Consider the following 19,988-nt stretch of genomic DNA (forward strand, 5'->3'; position numbering starts at 1 on the left):
TTTAGGCAGCCCTTCATTTTACGCTAATTTAAAACGATTCACGACTTCTTGCAGTTCATTGGAAATATCGTTCATATTTTGTATAGACTCGGCTACTTTTTGTAACTCTGCTTGTTGATCCATTGCAGATGCACTTACTTGTTCAGCTGAGGCAGCCGTTTCCTCTGAAATTGCTGATATGCTTTGGATGGCCATAATCGCTTGATTTTTATGCTCTAACATACTTGATAGCTTACTCATTAATTCACTAATAGAGGCTGCAATTGAACGTGACAAATCACTGTTATCTTTAAATGCCAGTTGTGTACTTTGTACGGATTCATTTTGAGATTGCATTAAATCCGCATTAGATGCAATGACAGCAACTGTTTGCTGTGAATTTTCAAGGATGCTTTCTACTGTATTCTTAATAATTTCTGTTTCACTTTTAGATTGCTCGGCTAACTTTCTTACTTCCTCTGCAACGACAGCAAATCCTTTACCATGTTCACCAGCACGTGCTGCCTCAATACTTGCATTTAAAGCTAATAGATTAGTTTGCTCAGTAATGCTTTGGATCGAAGCAATGATATGATTAATATTCGCAATGTGAGAGGCTAATGATTCGATTTGTTGTTGAATACGACCGTTCATCTCATTTGTCTCTATATTACGTTCACGTAAGCTTTCAACCTCGTACAATCCCTTTTCTGTTGTTTCGTTCGTTTTATGAGAGAGTTCATCCATTTCATTAGAAAGAGCTGTAATGGCATCAATCTGTTCAGATAAATCCATGATTCGATAATTCGTTTCTTCCGTATCCTCAGATTGCTTCGATGCGCCTTGTGCAATTTCATTGATGGCAACAGACACCTCTTGACTAGACGCTACAATTTCATTAAAGGCCTCATGTACTTGATTGGACGATTGGTTTAATAATGTAGTAGAGTTCAATACGGTTTGAATCGCACCATTGGTTTTATCTAGCATATTATTGTAAGCTAATGCAACTGCCCCAATTTCATCAGCCTTAATATACTTCTCATCCACCTTTTGGGTTAAATCTCCCTCTGCTGCCGTTTCGATAGATGTACGTAAAAACTTGAGTGGCTTTAGCTGTTTATAGATGAATAACACACTTGCAGCTGTCATTAAAATTACCATAATAATGGAGGCAATAATCGTAAATACGAATACGTGATTATATGTCTCTAGTATTTTTGATTCGGGTAACACGACTTGAACTGTCCATGTTTCATCAATATCCTCTAATATCATTGGAGCAAAGACATTATAAGCCCTTTCCTTTAGCTGATTAGAATCAATGTACATATTTGTTAGCTCGCCATTTTCCATTGTCTTACTTATACTTTTCCAAGTCGGATCCTCTTGCATATTGCGACCATCTAGCTCTTTACCAAAGCTATTGGCTGTCAGTATACCTTTATTCGTAATAATGGCTGCGTAACCACCTTCTGGTGCAACCGATTCTGTTAGTTCATTTAAAAAATCTATAGAAACATCTGCTGTCAGTACACCAAAAAATGAACCAGAAGCATTGACTAATGGCACCGAAATGGTTGTCATTAAAACAGTTTGTCCGTTTACATTATAATCATACGGTTCAGTCAAAACTGCGCGTCCCTCTTCTTTTGGTATCCAATACCATTCAGAAACACTTTTATCATCGACACCTTCAATAAGAGCTGTCGTAATGTCATTACCATTTTTACTTAAATAAGGGCCAAATCGATTTTTGGAATCCACTAAAGTAGCTTCATCATTCGGCTTCAGCATAATAGAATTTTGCTCAAAGACAGCTCCAACCCCAAGTAAATCATCGTTATTAGCTAAATTACTTTTCATCATGTCTAGGATGCCCTGAGCTGATAATGTATTATTTTTCTCCATGCTTTCAATAATGCGCTTTGTCGTATGTAATGTTGTATTGGCTTTCTTAAAACGCTCACTCATAATAGCTGCTGAAGATTCAGCCGTTTGCAATGTTCCATGCTCTGCGTCTTCAACACTTTGTTTTTTTATAATAATGCCCGTGGTCACTGTATAGGATAAAAATAATACTAAAAATAATCCTATAATTAAGGAAGATAGTTTTAATGCAATACCCCTCGATTTTTTCACCACTAACACCCCTTTTTTATAATAATGATAAAGGATGGAAGATAGTATCACAATAAAATATTTATCGAATAAAGTAGAAATTTTACATAATAATAGAGAGAAATACCGATATTTCGCCAATAACTCATTTTACAAAGGAAAGGACTTATGACTTATTTGAATAGAGCTTCATAGTATAACATCCTCCCCCAATTCTAAATTATAGAAAAATATGATATATTAACTAATAAATAACCTGATTGGAGTGACTTACATGAAAAATAAAGCGCTATCAACATTAATGGCCACGGCTATTACAGCGACGCTAGTAATACCAGTGTCTTCCGCAAGTGCCGCTACACCTTTAAATCAAGTAAATTCCTATGAAACTCAAGTAGCAGCAACAAAAAAAGTCATTGGTGAATCTGTGACTATCCGAAATCTAACAAAAGATACGGTCATCACATCGAACGGTACATTTAGAGTCCATAAAGATTTAAAATCTCTTTTTCAAACTTCTAACAAAACAGCTTTAACAAACGCCCGAGCTACTATTGTCGTAAAAAACGGCCAAATTACGGACGTTACAGCTTTAACATTAAACAAAGCAGGGACAAGCAAAAAATCTGTCTATTTCGACGGTGGTGACGCAGAGATTTCTGGAGACCTCACTGTAAATGCAGACTATGTAAAGATTCAAGACGTTAGTGTTGATGGTCAGTTGATCATTACAAACAGAGTAAAGAAGGCCATAACGCTCGATGAAGTCGAAGTGGGTGATACAATTACGCTAAAACCAATTGTCACAAAAAAGGTAAATTGGTTATATGTAACGTTAAGAGATATGAAATCAGCTGATATTAATTTAGCACGTACTAAAGTTAATGTATCTTCTGATCAAACACTTTCAAAAGTGGATGTAGTAGGGAAAGTTACTTCTTTTGAGGTAATGTCTAATGTAGAAAAACTTACAATTAATGTGGACAAAGATTTCAACCTGTACGGTGAAGGAAAAATTGATCAAATCGTTGTAAAAGGCGGTACTAAAGTAGCGTTAGATTCAGGACATCAAGTAGGGAACGTACAAGTAGACAATAAAAATGTTTCGGTTACTCTTCCTATTATTGATAAAAAAGAGCTTAATACACTACTAGCATCACCGCCGTATGTACATGTATCTGTAAACGGCTATGATATTTTAACAACAGACAAATGGACAACACAGGCTGAGCGAAACGCATTTGATTCAGCAGTAGCAAGCGCAAGAGCTGTAGCAAACAACAACAGTGCCTCCCAAGAACAAGTGAAAAATGCCATCAGTCAATACAAAAATGCCCTAGCTGTTTATCAAGCTGCTCAAAAAAGCGGAACAAAATATGGCTATGGCGATAAAGCTTCACTACAATCTTTAATCAATTCTGTTCAATACGTTACGGTTTCTTGGGATGGCTCGAATGTGCCATATAATACCCCATGGACTACACAAACAGAAAGAAACGCAATAGAGTCTGCTGTATCATCGGCTCAATCAGTTGTTAATAATTATTATGCAACTCAAACGGATATTGCTAATGCTATCAATAATTTAAACAATGCTATTTGGACTTATAAGAGTGCTTATAAGTATGGGAATAATGGGTATGTGGATAAAACTAATTTACAATCACTTGTGAATTATGCTTATAGTGTACGGGTTACTGTCTCTGAAAATGGAGCTGGCTTGACATCGGGTACTCTTTATACAACTCAAAGAGAATGGGATGATTTCAACTCCGCAATTTCATATGCTGAAAGAATTACATCTAATAGCAATTCGTCACAGTATGACGTTTCAAGTGCAACTGAATATTTAAACAACGCTATCTCTATTTATAGAGGGCAGTATAAATCTGCAAATTAATCATTAGAACATATTAGAGCTAAAAATTGGACTCTGCGCTTAGTAGAGTCCTTTTCAATGTTGTTAAACTCCATTGGTTTCCACCTTTGAAACCAGTCCTCAATTTCCTCATGAACTTTTTCTTGCATATCAAGATAATTTTTCATGTAAAACTTACTTGGAATACTTTTTATACTTATCCGCTGTTGGATTGGAGGCATTGACTTGAAGTTAGATAGCCACTGTTCAAGATCTACAACAACATTTTCTTTCAGCAGTTTATAGCCCGAATTCTGTAATTCGACTTAAAATTTGCACTCCATCTAGCTCATGACTTGATTTCTAAATCAGTATTAGTCTATTCTAACAGTCATTTGCTCTCTCCTCTTTCTATCTGCTAAAATAATCAAAAAAGACTAGGTTCCCAAAAGGGCCTAGTCTTTCTTGGTTTGTTTAAGGATTAAGACATTTGACAAGATTACATAAATTAGCTTACTACATTGTTCTGAACAATTCCTGAACAACCGATTTCACTCAGTTAAGTCAGCCACTACCTCTGTTATCTTTGATAGTTGTGCGACTTTTATTTTCTTCTCCGCTACTTTTGCTTCCGTTTTGCTTATAAATTTTCCGGCCTTAATTCTCCATTTGTCGTTTAATTGTTCAATATAGGCATTCCAGCCAAACCGGTACTTTAACACATCATGTGCATTTTCAGCAGCTTGTTGAGTTTCATATAGGCCTGTTACGACAAAATACTTCGTAGTAGCATTTGCGGCATTTCTCTTCCTTACAGTACCGACCGAAGCATTTCTAACCATAGAAATAAACTGCATCCATTTTACTCGCTCTTCCCGCATTTTTCTTGGGCAATTTTTGTTGTTGAAATAATGATGCTGTACTACGTTGTTAATTGTAATGTTTTCTTCTTTCATGATCCTTGCAACTATAACAGCTGTATTATTCACAGCCTGTAAATAATCTCCGTCTGAATTGACACAAATGTTTACTTGGATACTTTGTAAATTGCCTTTAGCTGATCCTGCTCCAACACATGCATATTCAAACGCAAACGACTGAACCGCTTCTTTATCGTCCACTGTTAAGTGCCAGCTAGCTTCCCTATAATGACCATTATATTGTAAACGGGCGTAGGCATCCGCATCGGCCCCGGATTTCTCATTATCCGTTTCATGAATAATAATATATTTTTTTGTATTTTGTTTTCCATAAGTCACTTTAGCTGCCTGTGTTTCTGGAACTAAATACTGACGCCATACTACCATTATGATGTACCATCCTTTTTGTTCATTACCTGCCAAACTATTGTGATTCCTATAGTCACTCTTCTTTTATTGCTTCTAGCTTACGTTAATAAACTGAACAGTTTCTGAACAAATTGTGCTAAAAATAAAAAACGACCAGGCAATAAGATGCCTAGTCACTTTTGATAATTGCACGTGTGATCCTCACAAAAATAACACTATAAATTTATAACACCATTCTCAACATTTTCTGGACATTAGATGTTCACTTGAGTGCATTTTAGGGTTATCCATCAGTTTTTTGGATTTATCCATTAATTCGATCATTCTATCCGCTACTTTGTTTGTTTTATCCGTCGATTCGTAGAAAAGAAGACTAAGGTTACGCAATTGTCTCCCTTCACTATTCAATTTGCAGCTTCCCAAACATTGTTGATGTCTGTAGCAAGGGTTGCTTCAATTTATTCATTGTGCCTTTGGATAAACAGGTTTCTACTACAAAAAAAAACAGGCAGTGTATTAACCTTACATCACCTGTTTTCTCACTATATTTCTATTATTTTAATCAGTCTGATTCCCTTTATAGGTACTGAAGTTATGCCATTCTTAAATTAAATTTATAACCAATATACCTATTCATCCAAAAAATGCATAAAAAAATCCTAGGCTATGATAAAATTAGTATAATACCAAATATTAGTTGAGTTATAGTTCCATATACAATAACAATTAAAATAGGAGGATTCTCCAAGATGAAAAACAAAAAAAGATTGGCCTTGCTGACTTTAGTGGCCGTTCCTTCACTACTTTACAGTGCGCCAGCATCGGCAGCTAATTTGACTGACCATGCAAGAACTGCCTATGTATACAACTACAATGCTAACGTCTCGAATGTTATACAACTAATTAACAATATAAACAATACAACTGCTACCTTCCAACCAAATTTAGAGGCAGCTCTTAAAGCATATAATGCGTTGACGGAAGTTGAAAAACAATATGTGACGAACTATTCAACCTTATCAGCACATCAACAAACGAGAGTGGCTTACCGTAAACTAGCTGCTCAAATTGAAGAAAAGCTAAATTCTGTAGAATCATCATCTGTTCATTATTATCAAAATGTCCTTGAAACACGCGATTGGTATAATACATTAAACGCTGCGCAAAAGTCTTATGTAAGTGCCTCTGCGCAAAAAATATTAACGTCCTATATCACACCAAATACATCTGTTGATAAAGTGGTCAATAAAATTCAACTACTTAATTCATCTCGCCTGACGTTCCATAAAGAGGTGGCCGATGCCAGGGCGGAGCTTAATGCATTGCGGAGATTTACCAATGTTTCTTTACCTGTAGGGATCGAGCAGAAGTTACTTGATGCTGAACTGCTTGTGGCGAAGGATAAAATAGCTGCAAAGGAAGTTGAAAATGCCATTGCTTCCCTATCGCCGAAAACATCCACGGTTCATGATGTTCAGGAAGTTAAAACAGCCTTTGAAGCGTTAACACCTGTACAACAGGAACTAGTGCCGAATGTCTGGACTTTAGTTGATTTTGTACAAGGTAAATATACACTCCCTACAAAAGACAACGTACCTAAAAAACCCGTTCTCTCTGATGTCGCAGCTGCTCCAGGTAAAACTACAGCTATGACAAAAAACAAAAATACCTATAAAGCCAAAATTAATGTTGCTGAGACAGAGATTGATACAGAACGCTTTATTCTCACGACAAAAGATAAAATGACGATCATCATTCCTCCACTCTATACGCTAGTGAATGAGGATGAAGGCGTGATGAATATAGAAGTAACGAAAAAGGGCAATCGTATTACACTCAAAGCTGAATTAAATAAGGAGCCTGTGACATTCGATGCCAATATGGAAATCATTATGGAGGGATTACCAGCTAATTCATCCTTCTATCGCTCCAATGATTTTGGTAAGCAAGTCCCAGCCGACTTTACTGTCAGTGGTAATCGCCATATTATCCAAACAACTACTTCTGGAACGTTTCAGATTGTAAGAAATTAAATCTTATTATCATTTATAACAATCCGAGAGCCGGGACAAAGAACAATTCGAATCATATAACGTAACTCTCATTTGCATTTAGTTTGAGATTTTCCTTTACAACTCTTTACTCATATGTTTCATAACGGGCAATTAGTTTAGTACAGGCTTCTCCCTCTGCATACTTTCCCCAAACTTAAAAAAACGCAAGAAATCAACCCTAGGAGAGATTTCTTGCGTTTATATTTTTAAATTTCCTTTTTATTTTTACATTAAAAATATACTTAAATCTTACTTACCTTAGCCTTATTTATTTTGTTATTTTACCTTGTACTTTATACATATTCCCGTATTTATCCACAATAACAATGACAATATAATCCCCTTCAATAAACGAAACAGATGGATGAGTAATAGATTGTTCAGTACGTCCATCAGAAAGCTTTGTTTTACCATTTCCACTACTTAAACTTACTAGGGCTCCAGGCGTCTCTGGTATGATTACCTCTACTGGTTTAACGGCATCAATTTGGGCTTGGGTATAAGTATTACTGTAGGCTTTATAGTAGAATTTAGCCTCTTCTCCAGGTACCACAGATGGATCTGCGAATGTAAAGTCAAATGTAGTAATAATAGTTTTGCTTCTATCTGTTGCAATTGGAGGCTGTAATTTAGCACTCTCAATGTTTGTAGTAAGCGTTCTATAGATAAATGATGAAGATAGCTTACTAAACGTCCATCCGCCTTTATCCTTTGCAGTTGCATTAATTGTCATATCAAAACTTTGTGTTACTTCATTAGCAAATGTAAGTATCATTTTACGTGGCTTCCATTCATTAATATCCTCTACTTTATCCTGCCACTTCCATGAAGCATAAGTAGGAGTAATCGCGTTACCTGTTTCAGGATCCACTAATTGGAAGTCCGAGTCTTTTAAATCAACAGCCTCCGAGAAAGTCACTTCTAACGTTTTACCATCAAGCTGTTTAACGATTGGATCTTCTACTTTTGGTGGTGTACCGTCAGAGAAGAATTTATATGCCATTACACCTGTTCCACTTTCGCCAGGCGTTAGACTAATTGGTTTATTTTGTTTTTCATCATGTGTATAGATTGTTGACTCTGTACCAACTTGGACCATTGTTGCATTCTTATATCTATCCTGAACTGCAACATATAGCTCGTAATTCTGATGTGGTTCTAGAGGAGAAAGGTTAATTTCATTTGTATCTTTTCGCATAGTACTTGCTCTTCCTCTTGCAATAACTTCCTCAGCGCTAGTTGGTACGGAAACTGTTGAATCATCAGCTCTTCTAAGAATATAGTGATACGTTCCAGCTTCATCAGACATAAATTTAAAGGATGCTTTTGTATCACCCTCAGCTATTTTAATAGAGGTATTTTCAATCTTAGGTGCCGTTCTATCATCAATAACATGTTTTGTTTGTATATCAGAAACATTTCCTGAACGATCACGCAATACCATATAGATGGAGTAGCTCTTAAATGGATCTAATGGTGGTATTGTATTTGGTAAAGGGATTGTTACTTTCTGCTTCCCTAATTGTGCTGGTTTATTTCCACCACTACCTATGATTGCCACATCCTGTGTTCCAACTTTAAATGTTGTCTCATTTAATTGAACTGCCTCAATTAAACGTAAACGATCATCACGCGTTAGAGTTAAATCTGACTCCATAATTAAATAATGATACGTCCCCGCTTTTGAAGCATTAAACTCTAGAAGTGTTTGATCCTTTGTATTATTTATTACTGGCTCCCCTATAATTGTGAGAACCGGTAATTCCATATCATTATGAATGTACTCCGCTGTATTTCGTGGAACGGTATTATTTGGGATATTTTTTATATTTTCAAATTCAATATCAGCTAAATCTTTGACATTCGGTGAAATAGTAACAACTAGGTTATCCCCATTAACAAAGCCTGTAAGTGATGGAATAGTGAAAATAAGTCTTTTCTGAGCTTTATTATAGACAACCTTTGTGGGATGTATCGGTTGTTGTGCTCCTTGGTTTACTATACCTGTGCCAGAAAGATCATAATTCTCTACTTTTTCTGCAGAAATAGGATCCAGTTCTTCACTTACTGTTATATAAAATTCATTTTTGATTTCATCAAGTAAGACTAATTCTCCACCAACAACATATGGTGGAATATTATCAAGCTCACCTGTCTTAAATTCCTTAGCTACAGCAGGATCTACGGAGTAGTTACCTGAATTATCCTTCATAACAACGTAAAGCTGATACTCAGTCTCAGCCTCTAAGTCTGTTAACATTTCTTTTATGCCAAGTTCACCAGCTTTTGCTACTCCTTTTCCAGTTGGGTTAGCAACGATATCTGCTGTAGTTGGATCTGCTGCTGTTGTTTTCTTACGTACATAGTAATAATAGTCTCCAGGCTCACTAGCTGTAAAAGTAAATTCAGCACGTGTGCCTCCATGTAAAGGAGTAACTTGTAGAGATTTGACTACTGGCGGAGTTCCATCTTTCATTTGGAACGATTGTGACACAGTATCCGAAGCATTTTTCGAGCCATCCACTACCATAATATAAATGACATATTCTTTTTTCTCACCTAAATTAGAAACCTTAATTGAGTTTGTTCCTTTGATAGCTGCCCCCGTACCATGTGCCACGTTCTTATTGGAGAGTCGGTTGACCATTTCACTTTTATTTGGTGCCTCTTCACCTTTTTCACGCACAATATAGTAGTACGTACCAACCTCATCTGATGTGAAGTCTGCTTGAATCTCGCTACCACTTAGTACTTTGACATTCGTTATACTAACAATCGGTTTTGTTTTATCACCTGGAACCTGATTCTCGTTTTCGTCTTTATCAATTGGTTTACCATCTGGATCAGTAATATTGCCGATATTATCTTTATCATCCAGGAAATCATCGAAGATATTATTTGGTGATCCATCTTTAGGTAAGATGACTTTATCGATATACGTATAGTCGCCAATATCAATTTTTCCATATGAGTTATCTACAAATAATGTGCCGATACGACCATCAATATATAGCTCAAGATCTGTGTAGCTATTGTAATTAATCCAATCTATATTTCCTGAACCGTAGATTGTAAGCTTCGTTTCTGTATTCAGATTTAACGTGCCGATATCACCTTGAATTTCAAACTCTCGTACATTTCCAATGATGTCTACACGAGGGAGTTTTGTATTCGTTTCAATCTTTGTACCTGTTTGCGATACAACTAATCGAGAAACGCTACTGTTATAGAATTCAAGATGCTTTTCAACGTTTTTCATTTCCTGCTTTTCTTTAGACCAGTTGACGAATGGCTTATCTTTATCAGGTTTTGGGTTTGTCCAATTTTGAAGATCATTTGAATTGTTATTTGGCGAATCTTCACCTTTGTTATTATCTGGATTTGACCAATTAATAAATGAGATATTGTTGCTTGCCACGCGTCCAAGAGCTAATGGCTGATTGTGTGTAGCCCCTAAATGCAACGGTGGACGAACGGTTTCGTTGACAAACATTGTTCCTGTCATCGTCATATTTGAGAACTCAATATAATTACCATTTACAACAATCGTCGCGCCTAATGATCCATAATCACCATCGAAATCAAGGAAGCTTGAACTTGTACCACTTGCATTAATCGTTAATTTTGAGATGGAGCGAATACTTTTCCCCGAAAGATCCCCCTCAATAAAGGCACCTTTTAATACAGGTGCATTATAGTCATTAAAGATATGGGATAAACTTTCCGGAATCGAATAAGATTTCCCATTTATGTAAACAGCGTCATCATCAACATTTGTAATTTTGTACGATGTTTCATTATTCTTCTTCTCTTGTGAACCTACAACAAATGAAGCAAACTGTCCGCGCGTTACAGGATCAAATGGAGAAAATGTAACAGGCGTTGTGCCTTTCGTAATATTCAAATCGATTAAAGTTTGAATATAGATAGCATTGCTTGTTTGGCTATTCACATCTTTGAAAATATTATTGTATGTAGGAGAAACCTCTAGATGGAATCCAACTACAACCATTTTGGCTAATTCGCCTCTAGTAAGCACTTCATTTGGCATAAATGTGCCATTTGAATAACCAGACATAATGCCAGCATTTTGTAATGCCGCTACATATTTATAATACTGATTGCCCTTCGGTACATCCTTATAGTAAGGATCTTGGATATTTTTCGTATCCAATTTTAACGCTGTAGCCAGCATTTTCGCTGCCTCTCCACGAGTTACACTTACATTTGGGCGGAAAGTGTTATCCGAAAAACCGCTCATTATACCTTGAGAATAAGCTTTTAATATTTCATTATAATTATCCGAGTATTGGTTAATATCCGTAAAGGGAGAAGTAGCCGCTGCCGCTTTTTGTGGTGAAGGCACTACAACAGCAATCCCACTTGAAGCAAATACTGTTGCAATCAAGGCTTTATTTACTTTTTGGATTTTAGATTTATCCATTCCACTCTTCCTTTCACTTATGTATTTTGATACGTACAACTATCATTTTCCTCATACTCTTTATATCGACCAAAAGCTAGTGAACCTTCATAGATAAATCGAAAATAGTTAGGTAAATTTCTTCATAATCATATGAGTTTTTGAAGGGGTTCTCTTTTCGATTTCATGTTACTTTTCGGGGGAGTCTTACGCTTCTGTTAAGCTTCTCACCTTTTCAAAGGAGGGGAGGTTTGTTTGGATCATTTTCTCGTTTCCTTTGAGCGGATTCTCCCTTTATAGGATCACCTTCTCTCTACTTTGGAGCGGAGACATCCCTTTTATGATCACTTTCTCTCCGCTTTAGAGCGGGGGCATACCTTTTATGATCACCTTCTCTCCGCTTTGGAGCGGGGGCTTCCCTTTTATGATCACCTTCACGTCCTTTTGGAGCGGAGGCATCACTTTTATGATCACTTTCTCTCCGCTTTGGAGCGGGGACATACCTTTTATGATCACTTTCTCACCTTTTTGGAGCGGAGACATCCATTTTATGATCACCTTCAAACGACTTATGAGCGGGAGCTGCTTTATTTGGATCACTTCCTTGTTTCCTTTGAGTGGTTCCTGACTCGTTTGGATCACCTCCACACACTCTCAGAGCAGATTAACACCATTTGTGATCAATGCACCCATTCCGGCAAGCAACATTCACGAAAACATAAAAAAGCCAAGGAGCATCGGTGCTCTCTTGGCTTTCACGATATATAGGCATACATCTAGTCGTACTTGGGTGTCATAAGGGAAAGGGGGATAACCTTACGTCTTGTCAAGTCGATCGAGAGATGTGACCCGAGTTACATATCATTTGAACATGGTTGAGAAGTCATTTGGCGGATGACTTAAGAGTAGCTTGCCCAAATGATGTTTGCATTAATCAATTACCCCAAAAATTAGAGATGTAAGCCCATTTGTTATAAGTTTTTTATTCAAATTTTAACAGCAATTTTTACTTGATTGCGCCCTGCTTGTTTTGCTCGATATAATGCACTATCTGCCGCTTCAATTAATGCCTCTGTAGAATCGGCCATCTCTGGATACACAGCAATTCCTGCTGATAACGTTACTGGTTTACCACAGGGGCTTTCTGTAGTGGATAAAATTTCACGTAATTGCTCTGCTACCTGTGCCGCTTCATCTGCCGTAGTTTTCGGCAGTAGCATAACAAATTCCTCGCCACCATAGCGACAACAAATATCGCCTTCACGTGCTACAGACTCCATGTGCCTCGCTAAAAATTGTAATACTTTATCCCCAACGGCATGACCATATGTATCATTGACACTTTTAAAGTGATCTAAATCTAACAGAATAAACGCATGAGGTACATTACTTGCAGACCATTCTGCAAGTACGGAGTCCATTGTACGTCGATTCGTAACACCCGTTAGTGGATCGACGGTTGATTGGTCCTTGAAAAATGTGACTTGTCCATGTAAAAATGATAAACTCCGAATCAACACATTCTTCAAAGAATAAGCTTCAAAATACCAGCCACTAACCGACTTTAACCCCTCTACATCCTTCTTATCGAGACTTTCCTCTGTTAAAATAGCTAATTGCTGTAACGGATTGGCTATCCGTGCTGCAGCCCAAAGGACGATAATAATTGAAACAGCCATAAGCGGTACAGATTTTATAATGACCTCCTGTACACGATCAAATGAAGGGGCTAATGCTACTTCTAAAGGTTTTTGAGCAACAACTCCCCAACCTGTTGAAGGGACTGCACTATAGCCAGCTAGCATTTTTACTCCTTTTGTATTCTCGACTAATTGAACCCCACTTTTGCCTGACATCACAGCTTGAACCACTTTGTTTTTTGTTACGACATCATTAATACGGCTTGGGTCCTGATGATAGATTACGCGTCCATCAGAATCTACTACATAGACGTAGGAGCCATCCTTACTATAATGTTCTCCAAGTAACGTTTGAAAGACATTAGGTTCCTTTAAGTAAATAGTCCCCGCCACCATCCCTAAATACTCGTTGGACTCTGAGAAAATAGGATGAGATATAAAAATAATAAGACGTCCTGTCATCGCCTCATATGGTTTAGAGATGAATGGTTTCTTTTTGGATAACGCCTCTTTTGCCCCAATAGATGTTAAAACCTCCCCTTTAATTTCAACTGATGGCGGAGATACAGATAAGACAAGACCTTTTGCATTTGTTATGACTACAGAATTGAACATTTGATTTTGCAATCTTAGACGCTCTGTTTCCTGGTTTAGCGCATGCTCATCATTCATATTTGTACTTACTTGATTTGCACTATAACCCAAAAGTTGAAAGGCTTCATCAAGATAGCCATCTGCCGTTGATGCCAGTTTTTGCGCATACACTCGATTTGTCTCAAGTGTATTTTCCTTTATCGAATCAACATTCATTCTGTATCCGCTCCAAACACTGCCAATGCTTGTAAAGAAGAATGCTGCCATCGCTACACCCATAATTAAATGCTTTAATTTTAACTGATATGTTTTCATTACCTTCCACCTATGTATATTAGTTTTTTATTTATAACAATATTTGAGCCTATTATATCGGTTTAATTCTGTCCTTTGTACACTAGAACATAGATTGTATCAATAAAGAGGTCCGAATCATATGGACATCTAGAAAACTTTCATTTTATTCAAACTAAAGTTAACTGAATTATCTGAAATTCAACATTCAATAACTGAAAATTGCTAAAGGATCTAAATTCTAAATTTTCCTATTTTTATTGTTATTCTGACACATAAAATTCGTAAGGTTTATTTTATAATTAAAAATAGCATAGGCAATTTAATATATATTCTGTTATAATACTCATTAAAATAAAATAAACTGTATTAATACAGAATGTTATGTCGCTTTTCACACAATGGAGATTATGAGAAAAGCGCTGCGCTGCCATCATAGGGATGGTCGTGTAGCCTACACAAAAAGGGGTTGGAAGATTTGGGCATTTTAAAGGGGTTAAAAATTCTCGATTTTTCTGCATTACTACCAGGACCAATGGCAACAATGATATTCGCTGATTTAGGGGCAGATGTGATCCATGTTGAATCTTCAAAGCGCGTTGATTTAACTAGGATTATGCCACCCTATGATGATGATCACGAGGCATATATTCACCAACATTTAAATCGATCTAAAAAGTCACTTACATTAAACCTAAAATCACCAGAGGCTATAGACATTGTTAGAACACTTGTTCAAGAATACGACGTTATTATCGAGGGGTTTCGACCTGGTGTCATGCAAAGGCTTGGCATTGGCTATGAGGCACTTAAAGAAATAAATCCTCAAGTTATTTATTGTGCAATTACAGGCTATGGTCAAACAGGACCTTATAGCAACCGGCCTGGACACGATAATAACTATCTATCATTAACAGGATTACTTGACTATTCACGCCATAAGGATAAAAAACCTGTTTCAATGGGTGTTCAACTCGCGGATATAGCCGGTGGGACTATGCATGCCGCTATTGGTGTACTAGCTGCAGCCTTGCATCGTGAAAAAACAGGAGAAGGACAATTCATTGATATTAGTATGACAGATGCTGTATTTTCACTTAATGCTATGTACGGCTCTGCCTTTATTGGAGGTGGTCGTGTGCCGCAGCCAGAGCAAGAAATATTAAATGGCGGAAGTTACTATGATTTTTACAAAACAAAGGATGGACGCTTTTTCTCTGTTGGTAGTTTAGAACCTCAATTCCGTAAATTGCTCTGTGAGGCACTTGATATTCCAGAGTTGATTGATAATACCTTCAATGATTCCTACTATACGCAGATTCGTTTTAAAGAGGCAGTTCATGATGCATTTCTATCAAAGACATATGAGGAATGGCTTGAGGTATTTAACGAGGATTTTGAAGGCTGTGTAGAACCCGTTCTAACCTTTCCAGAAGCATGTGAGCATCCACAGCTAAGGGCAAGAGAAATGATTGTAGCTATTCCAAAAAGTGATGGGACGATGCAAAATCAAATAGCATCACCCTTTAAATTTGACGGTGCACAGCCAGAATATAAGCATGTTGGTGCCAAACTAGGCGAACATAATGAAGAGGTCTTACTTTCTTTAGGTTATAGTGCTGAACAAATCAAAGCCTTAAAGGAAAAAGGCGTTTTAGACTAAAAAATTGCTTTGCAGATTAGCTACAGCAAACCCGAACTAGTAGGAAAAACTAAATGAGTGTTTCCTACTATAGCTCGGGTTTTTTATCAATTATTTATACATATGCACTAATAAACATGCGCATGTTTTCAAAATGATCATCAATTAGCAAATATTTTTTATAAATTTCCATCAACTTTTCAAAAAGCTCAAATTGCTCGGTTACAAATAATACTCTTAAAATATTTAACATATGCAAGGAGGCACTTTGCGCTACAACATGGTATGGCACTTCAGGTTGTCGATAATTACGTCGCCATTCTTCCACGGATAAGCCAATATGCTGTAATGAGTTATTCACATGTAGTGCAATGTCCTGTTGAACGTATGCCTCAATAGCGATCAGTTGTTCACTACTAAAGTTTTTTTGTACTAATGAAGCATTAATTTTTTTATTAGACGCTAGTACGTGCTCCTTTAATAAAAGTAATCCATCCTCATAAAACGCCATTTTTACATAATGATCGAGTAGTATAGCATATAAATTCTCTAAATAATTAAGCTGATAGTTTTTAATAATGGCAGGTGGTGTGGGTTTACGATTTGGTAAAAGATCCTTGTATTCTAGTAAAATTTCGATAGCATAATTATTTAATCGTTCGTCCTCCAATAAATACTCGCCATAATGTATAACTTTATCACTCTGATGTTCTCTATTAGCTATATGAAATAAAATATAGGCAATTAACACTTTTTCCTTCTCTGTAAGTGCGTACATGGAGTAGCGCCACTCTACTTCGAATGAAGTTATCAGCGCTTTGACATTGTCATAATCGTCCTCTGATAAACAATAATGTGTAACAATTTGATAAAGACGTAACTGTTTCTTTGCCAAACAGCTAGCATTATGCTTATCCACATGAGTTATACACTTATCCAGTATCGTTTTATAGTTATTCACAAAGTTATCCACATGTTCACAACTTTTTCTCACAGAATTCTCAAAAAGACCCATTATTTCATAAAGAAATGTGAATTGCTCTAAAGGTCTGTGGATAAACAGTGAATAAACTTTTTTCATAAATAGCCAATGCCAAAATGAAGCATGTTGTTTATACAGCATATGCACTAAATATTCATCTTGAAACTTATACAAAATTATGGTCTGCAGCTCATTAACTGGCATTTCCATTTGCATTCTTTTCCCAAAAACTAGCCAAATTAATCGTTCTAAATCTATGGTATGTTGTGCAAAGAGCTGGTCAAAAAAAGTTTCTTTTCCTTTTTGCGTATAGAAAAAAGCATTGAGCCGTTCATTCACAAATTTTGCTTCTAAACCATATTTGTCAAAATACATTTGCATTTCTGTTGATACACGACCCCAATATTTACGAGCTGTGGAAAAGGCAATATTTTTAGCCGTTTCTTCATTAACTAAAAATAAATGGGGTGAGAGTGAAGTTCCAAGTATTTTTGGATCTTCCTGCAGATATGACTCTGCCTCTAGCCATGTTGCTAGTAAATTTTCAGCACCCTCTTCACTTCTTTGTTTATAAGCCTTGAATAATTGCTCATCACAGTCCAACAGCATACAATTGGAGCCTCCCATCGAATTCGACCAACAAAGATCTTCCCCTATCATTAAAATACATGTTTTTAACACTCTTTCTTCAATATAACAAATCTTAACTAACATATGCTAAAAAAATAGTGATATGCATAACGATAACGTTAACAAAAAAAAGAACCATCTATTAAGTGAAAACACTTCATAGATGGAAAACTTTCATCACCAAAACAGTGGATATTTTCTTTTTTCTCGTAAATTATTTATCAATAACCCAAAAATTACAATAATAACGGCACCAATTAATACGGGCATTACTAAATAGCTCCAACCATAGCCTCCTAAAATAATAATAATAGGATTAGCACCCGCTGGAGGATGGATAATGCCTAGAAAAGCCATAAAAAATATGGTTAACCCAACACCAAGACTAATAGATAGCATGCTCGAACCTAGTAATGCATACATGGCCAAACCAATAAACGCAGAAATTAAATGACCACCAATAATATTTCGAGGCTGCGACAATGGGGCATTCCAGACAACAAATACAAGCACACAGCTTCCACCTAGTGATGCCATTAACCAAGGTGCATCTGTAAAGCTTGTTAGCCAGAGGAGCACAAAGATACATATTAATCCACCAATTGCTCCTGTGAAGGCATCTGCGAAATTAGTCCGAGATGGCGCATGACCTCCTCCCCTCATTTTTAATATAAAGGGTTTAATACTATTCTTTTTCTCTAACTTATTTTCCACACTCAAGGAATCTGCCATTTGACACCAACTTTTCTAATCTTTACTCATCTATTCAAAACTATTTTCATGTTGATCGTTGTTAAACTTTAATTATTATATCAACACAACAATAGAATTCAATCTAAACTTCATTTTTCAGACAAATGCTTACTTATATACTTTATTAACCATACAAAAAAGCAAACCTATAAAAGTTTGCTTTCGAAAAAAGAACACTATTAATCATATTGTTTTTTAACAGTTTTAAAAATTCGTACCTTCTTTAATATTGTTTTAGGAACTTGGAAGGTTGCTGTGACAACTCCTGGATGACGTCCAATCTCTATGGAACCTGTTATCGTTGCTCTATTTAATACTTCTGGCTCGCTCATCTCAAATAGTTTTGCAGCTCTATAGATGGCATTATCAGTAGCTTCGTTTAATGTTTTACCAGAACCTACCACAGATACAGGAAATGATTCTTCAACTTGTTTCACCCCGAACTCCTCTGCTAATTCGCGAGCACGCCGTTTTTCTTCCTTTGTAAAGGGCTTTGCTGTATAAGGTAGATCTTCCACGTTCGGTAGTAAGATTGGGCCCTCCAATGCTACCTTTTTCAAGACACTAACTTGGAGCTGTACGATACCTGCTACATCTGTTGTATGTCCTGCAATCTCGCCGTCTCCCTGCATGGCATGCATATCACCAATATAGACACCACCCCCAGGAACCTTCACAGGACAAATTAGGGTAGCTCCTTCACGAACTCGACTAATATCCATATGTCCATCCGTACGATGTACATCCAATTCATCTTGTGTAAAGGCATATTCATGTGGGGCGCCAATCAAGAACGAACCAAAATCACCCGCATTATGAGAATCTGGCATCGCTTTAGAAGGAGTTGTTCCAAGCTGACCTAAAAATGGTCGCATTCTGGCCATTACACCGACTAAGTCGCTTGGTGCTAATGCAACAACAGGATTTTGTACAGAATTTTCAGGTGTTCTCATGTAGTTTTTAGCGTCAAGAGCAATTCGGCGAGCACCGTCTCGTCCAACAGTCACACCCATTTGACCTCTATGATCTAGTGCCATTGTATAGCCGTTTGTTATTTTAAATGGTGCTGTTTCGGTATCACATGTCGAGCAGCGAATGGCTTGTGGCCCTATTCCTTTTACGACTGTATTTGGATGTAGCTTGCCACAGCCAGGGCATTTGACGGAAACAAACGGATCGCCAATAAATCGATCAGTAATGGCTTCATCATGTCCAGATGAGGTTGCTAACGATGTAACCTGAATTGATTGTATTTTTATGACAATAGCGTCACCCACCTCAGCCCCTTCTACAAAAACAGGCTTTGTTACTTCATGTCCTCCACGAATAGTAGGCGTAAGCATGGGTCCCCAGCATCCAGGTGTTGTATTGGCAATGATTGTCCCACCATCTTTAACTGGCCCCAACATTTTCTGTGAGGGATCTAAAATTCCATCGATGAACTCATTTACGAACAATGTCTCAGCGGCTTGCGGTTGCTGTATAAAGTCATCATTTTTTAATCCTTCTTTTTCAAGCACATGCAATTCGTTTGTCATTTTTCGTCACGCTCCTAGTTTGATTTTTATGTATAACTTTATGTTAAAAATGCTCTCCACATTTGCAGAGAGCTATTTAATCTTTTCGACAAGAAGCCTACCAAAAGTTCGTGTTATGAATACTTATCTTTGACAGTTGTCAGGATGTATGAGAAAGCAAAGCGACAACGTGCATTACGCCGAGTGCTAAA

11 protein-coding genes are annotated in these 19,988 nt (G+C 36.9%); 3 read left to right on the plus strand and 8 right to left on the minus strand.

Features of this window, described 5'->3' with window-relative positions; genetic code table 11:
- Positions 1 to 18: 18 nt before the first annotated feature.
- The gene (locus ABC382_RS14275) at positions 19 to 2,121 is read right to left on the minus strand and encodes a methyl-accepting chemotaxis protein (RefSeq protein ID WP_274795260.1); all 2,103 of its coding nucleotides are present in this window, start codon (positions 2,119 to 2,121) and stop codon (positions 19 to 21) included.
- A gap of 253 nt (positions 2,122 to 2,374) precedes the next feature.
- Here ABC382_RS14275 and ABC382_RS14280 point away from each other — a divergent pair, with 253 nt between their 5' ends.
- Positions 2,375 to 4,000, plus strand: a complete 1,626-nt coding sequence (locus ABC382_RS14280) for an S-layer protein (RefSeq protein WP_322612095.1) — start codon at positions 2,375 to 2,377, stop codon at positions 3,998 to 4,000.
- 509 nt (positions 4,001 to 4,509) lie between these two features.
- Here ABC382_RS14280 and ABC382_RS14285 read toward each other — a convergent pair.
- The gene (locus ABC382_RS14285; protein WP_322612094.1) at positions 4,510 to 5,265 is read right to left on the minus strand and encodes an N-acetylmuramoyl-L-alanine amidase; all 756 of its coding nucleotides are present in this window, start codon (positions 5,263 to 5,265) and stop codon (positions 4,510 to 4,512) included.
- Positions 5,266 to 5,996: 731 nt separating this feature from the next.
- Here ABC382_RS14285 and ABC382_RS14290 point away from each other — a divergent pair.
- On the plus strand, positions 5,997 to 7,280 hold the full coding sequence (locus ABC382_RS14290) for a hypothetical protein (protein ID WP_312507214.1): 1,284 nt from the start codon (positions 5,997 to 5,999) through the stop codon (positions 7,278 to 7,280).
- 289 nt (positions 7,281 to 7,569) lie between these two features.
- Here ABC382_RS14290 and ABC382_RS14295 read toward each other — a convergent pair whose 3' ends face one another.
- The 3 genes from ABC382_RS14295 to ABC382_RS14305 form a co-directional block, all read right to left on the minus strand.
- Positions 7,570 to 11,745, minus strand: a complete 4,176-nt coding sequence (locus ABC382_RS14295) for an S-layer homology domain-containing protein (RefSeq protein ID WP_412926947.1) — start codon at positions 11,743 to 11,745, stop codon at positions 7,570 to 7,572.
- 339 nt (positions 11,746 to 12,084) lie between these two features.
- A complete protein-coding gene (locus ABC382_RS14300; RefSeq protein ID WP_412926948.1) occupies positions 12,085 to 12,366 on the minus strand; it encodes a hypothetical protein in 282 nt (93 codons plus the stop codon).
- 344 nt (positions 12,367 to 12,710) lie between these two features.
- Entirely contained in the window at positions 12,711 to 14,273 is a 1,563-nt protein-coding gene (locus ABC382_RS14305; protein WP_412926949.1) for a sensor domain-containing diguanylate cyclase, read from the minus strand.
- Between the two features lie 457 nt (positions 14,274 to 14,730).
- On the opposite strand from ABC382_RS14305, the gene ABC382_RS14310 reads away from it, so the two are divergent.
- Positions 14,731 to 15,915: a CaiB/BaiF CoA transferase family protein gene (locus ABC382_RS14310; protein WP_412926950.1), complete on the plus strand. Its 1,185-nt coding sequence runs from the start codon at positions 14,731 to 14,733 to the stop codon at positions 15,913 to 15,915.
- Between the two features lie 94 nt (positions 15,916 to 16,009).
- On the opposite strand, the gene ABC382_RS14315 is transcribed toward ABC382_RS14310, so the two are convergent.
- The 3 genes from ABC382_RS14315 to ABC382_RS14325 form a co-directional block, all read right to left on the minus strand.
- The gene (locus ABC382_RS14315) at positions 16,010 to 17,485 is read right to left on the minus strand and encodes a hypothetical protein (protein WP_312507211.1); all 1,476 of its coding nucleotides are present in this window, start codon (positions 17,483 to 17,485) and stop codon (positions 16,010 to 16,012) included.
- A gap of 198 nt (positions 17,486 to 17,683) precedes the next feature.
- Complete coding sequence (locus tag ABC382_RS14320; protein ID WP_274795248.1) at positions 17,684 to 18,238, minus strand: HPP family protein; 555 nt, start codon at positions 18,236 to 18,238, stop codon at positions 17,684 to 17,686.
- 200 nt (positions 18,239 to 18,438) lie between these two features.
- A complete protein-coding gene (locus ABC382_RS14325; protein ID WP_412926951.1) occupies positions 18,439 to 19,797 on the minus strand; it encodes an acetamidase/formamidase family protein in 1,359 nt (452 codons plus the stop codon).
- Positions 19,798 to 19,988 lie beyond the last annotated feature (191 nt).

This window comes from Lysinibacillus phoenicis (genome assembly GCF_047238325.1).
GTDB lineage: Bacteria > Bacillota > Bacilli > Bacillales_A > Planococcaceae > Lysinibacillus > Lysinibacillus irui.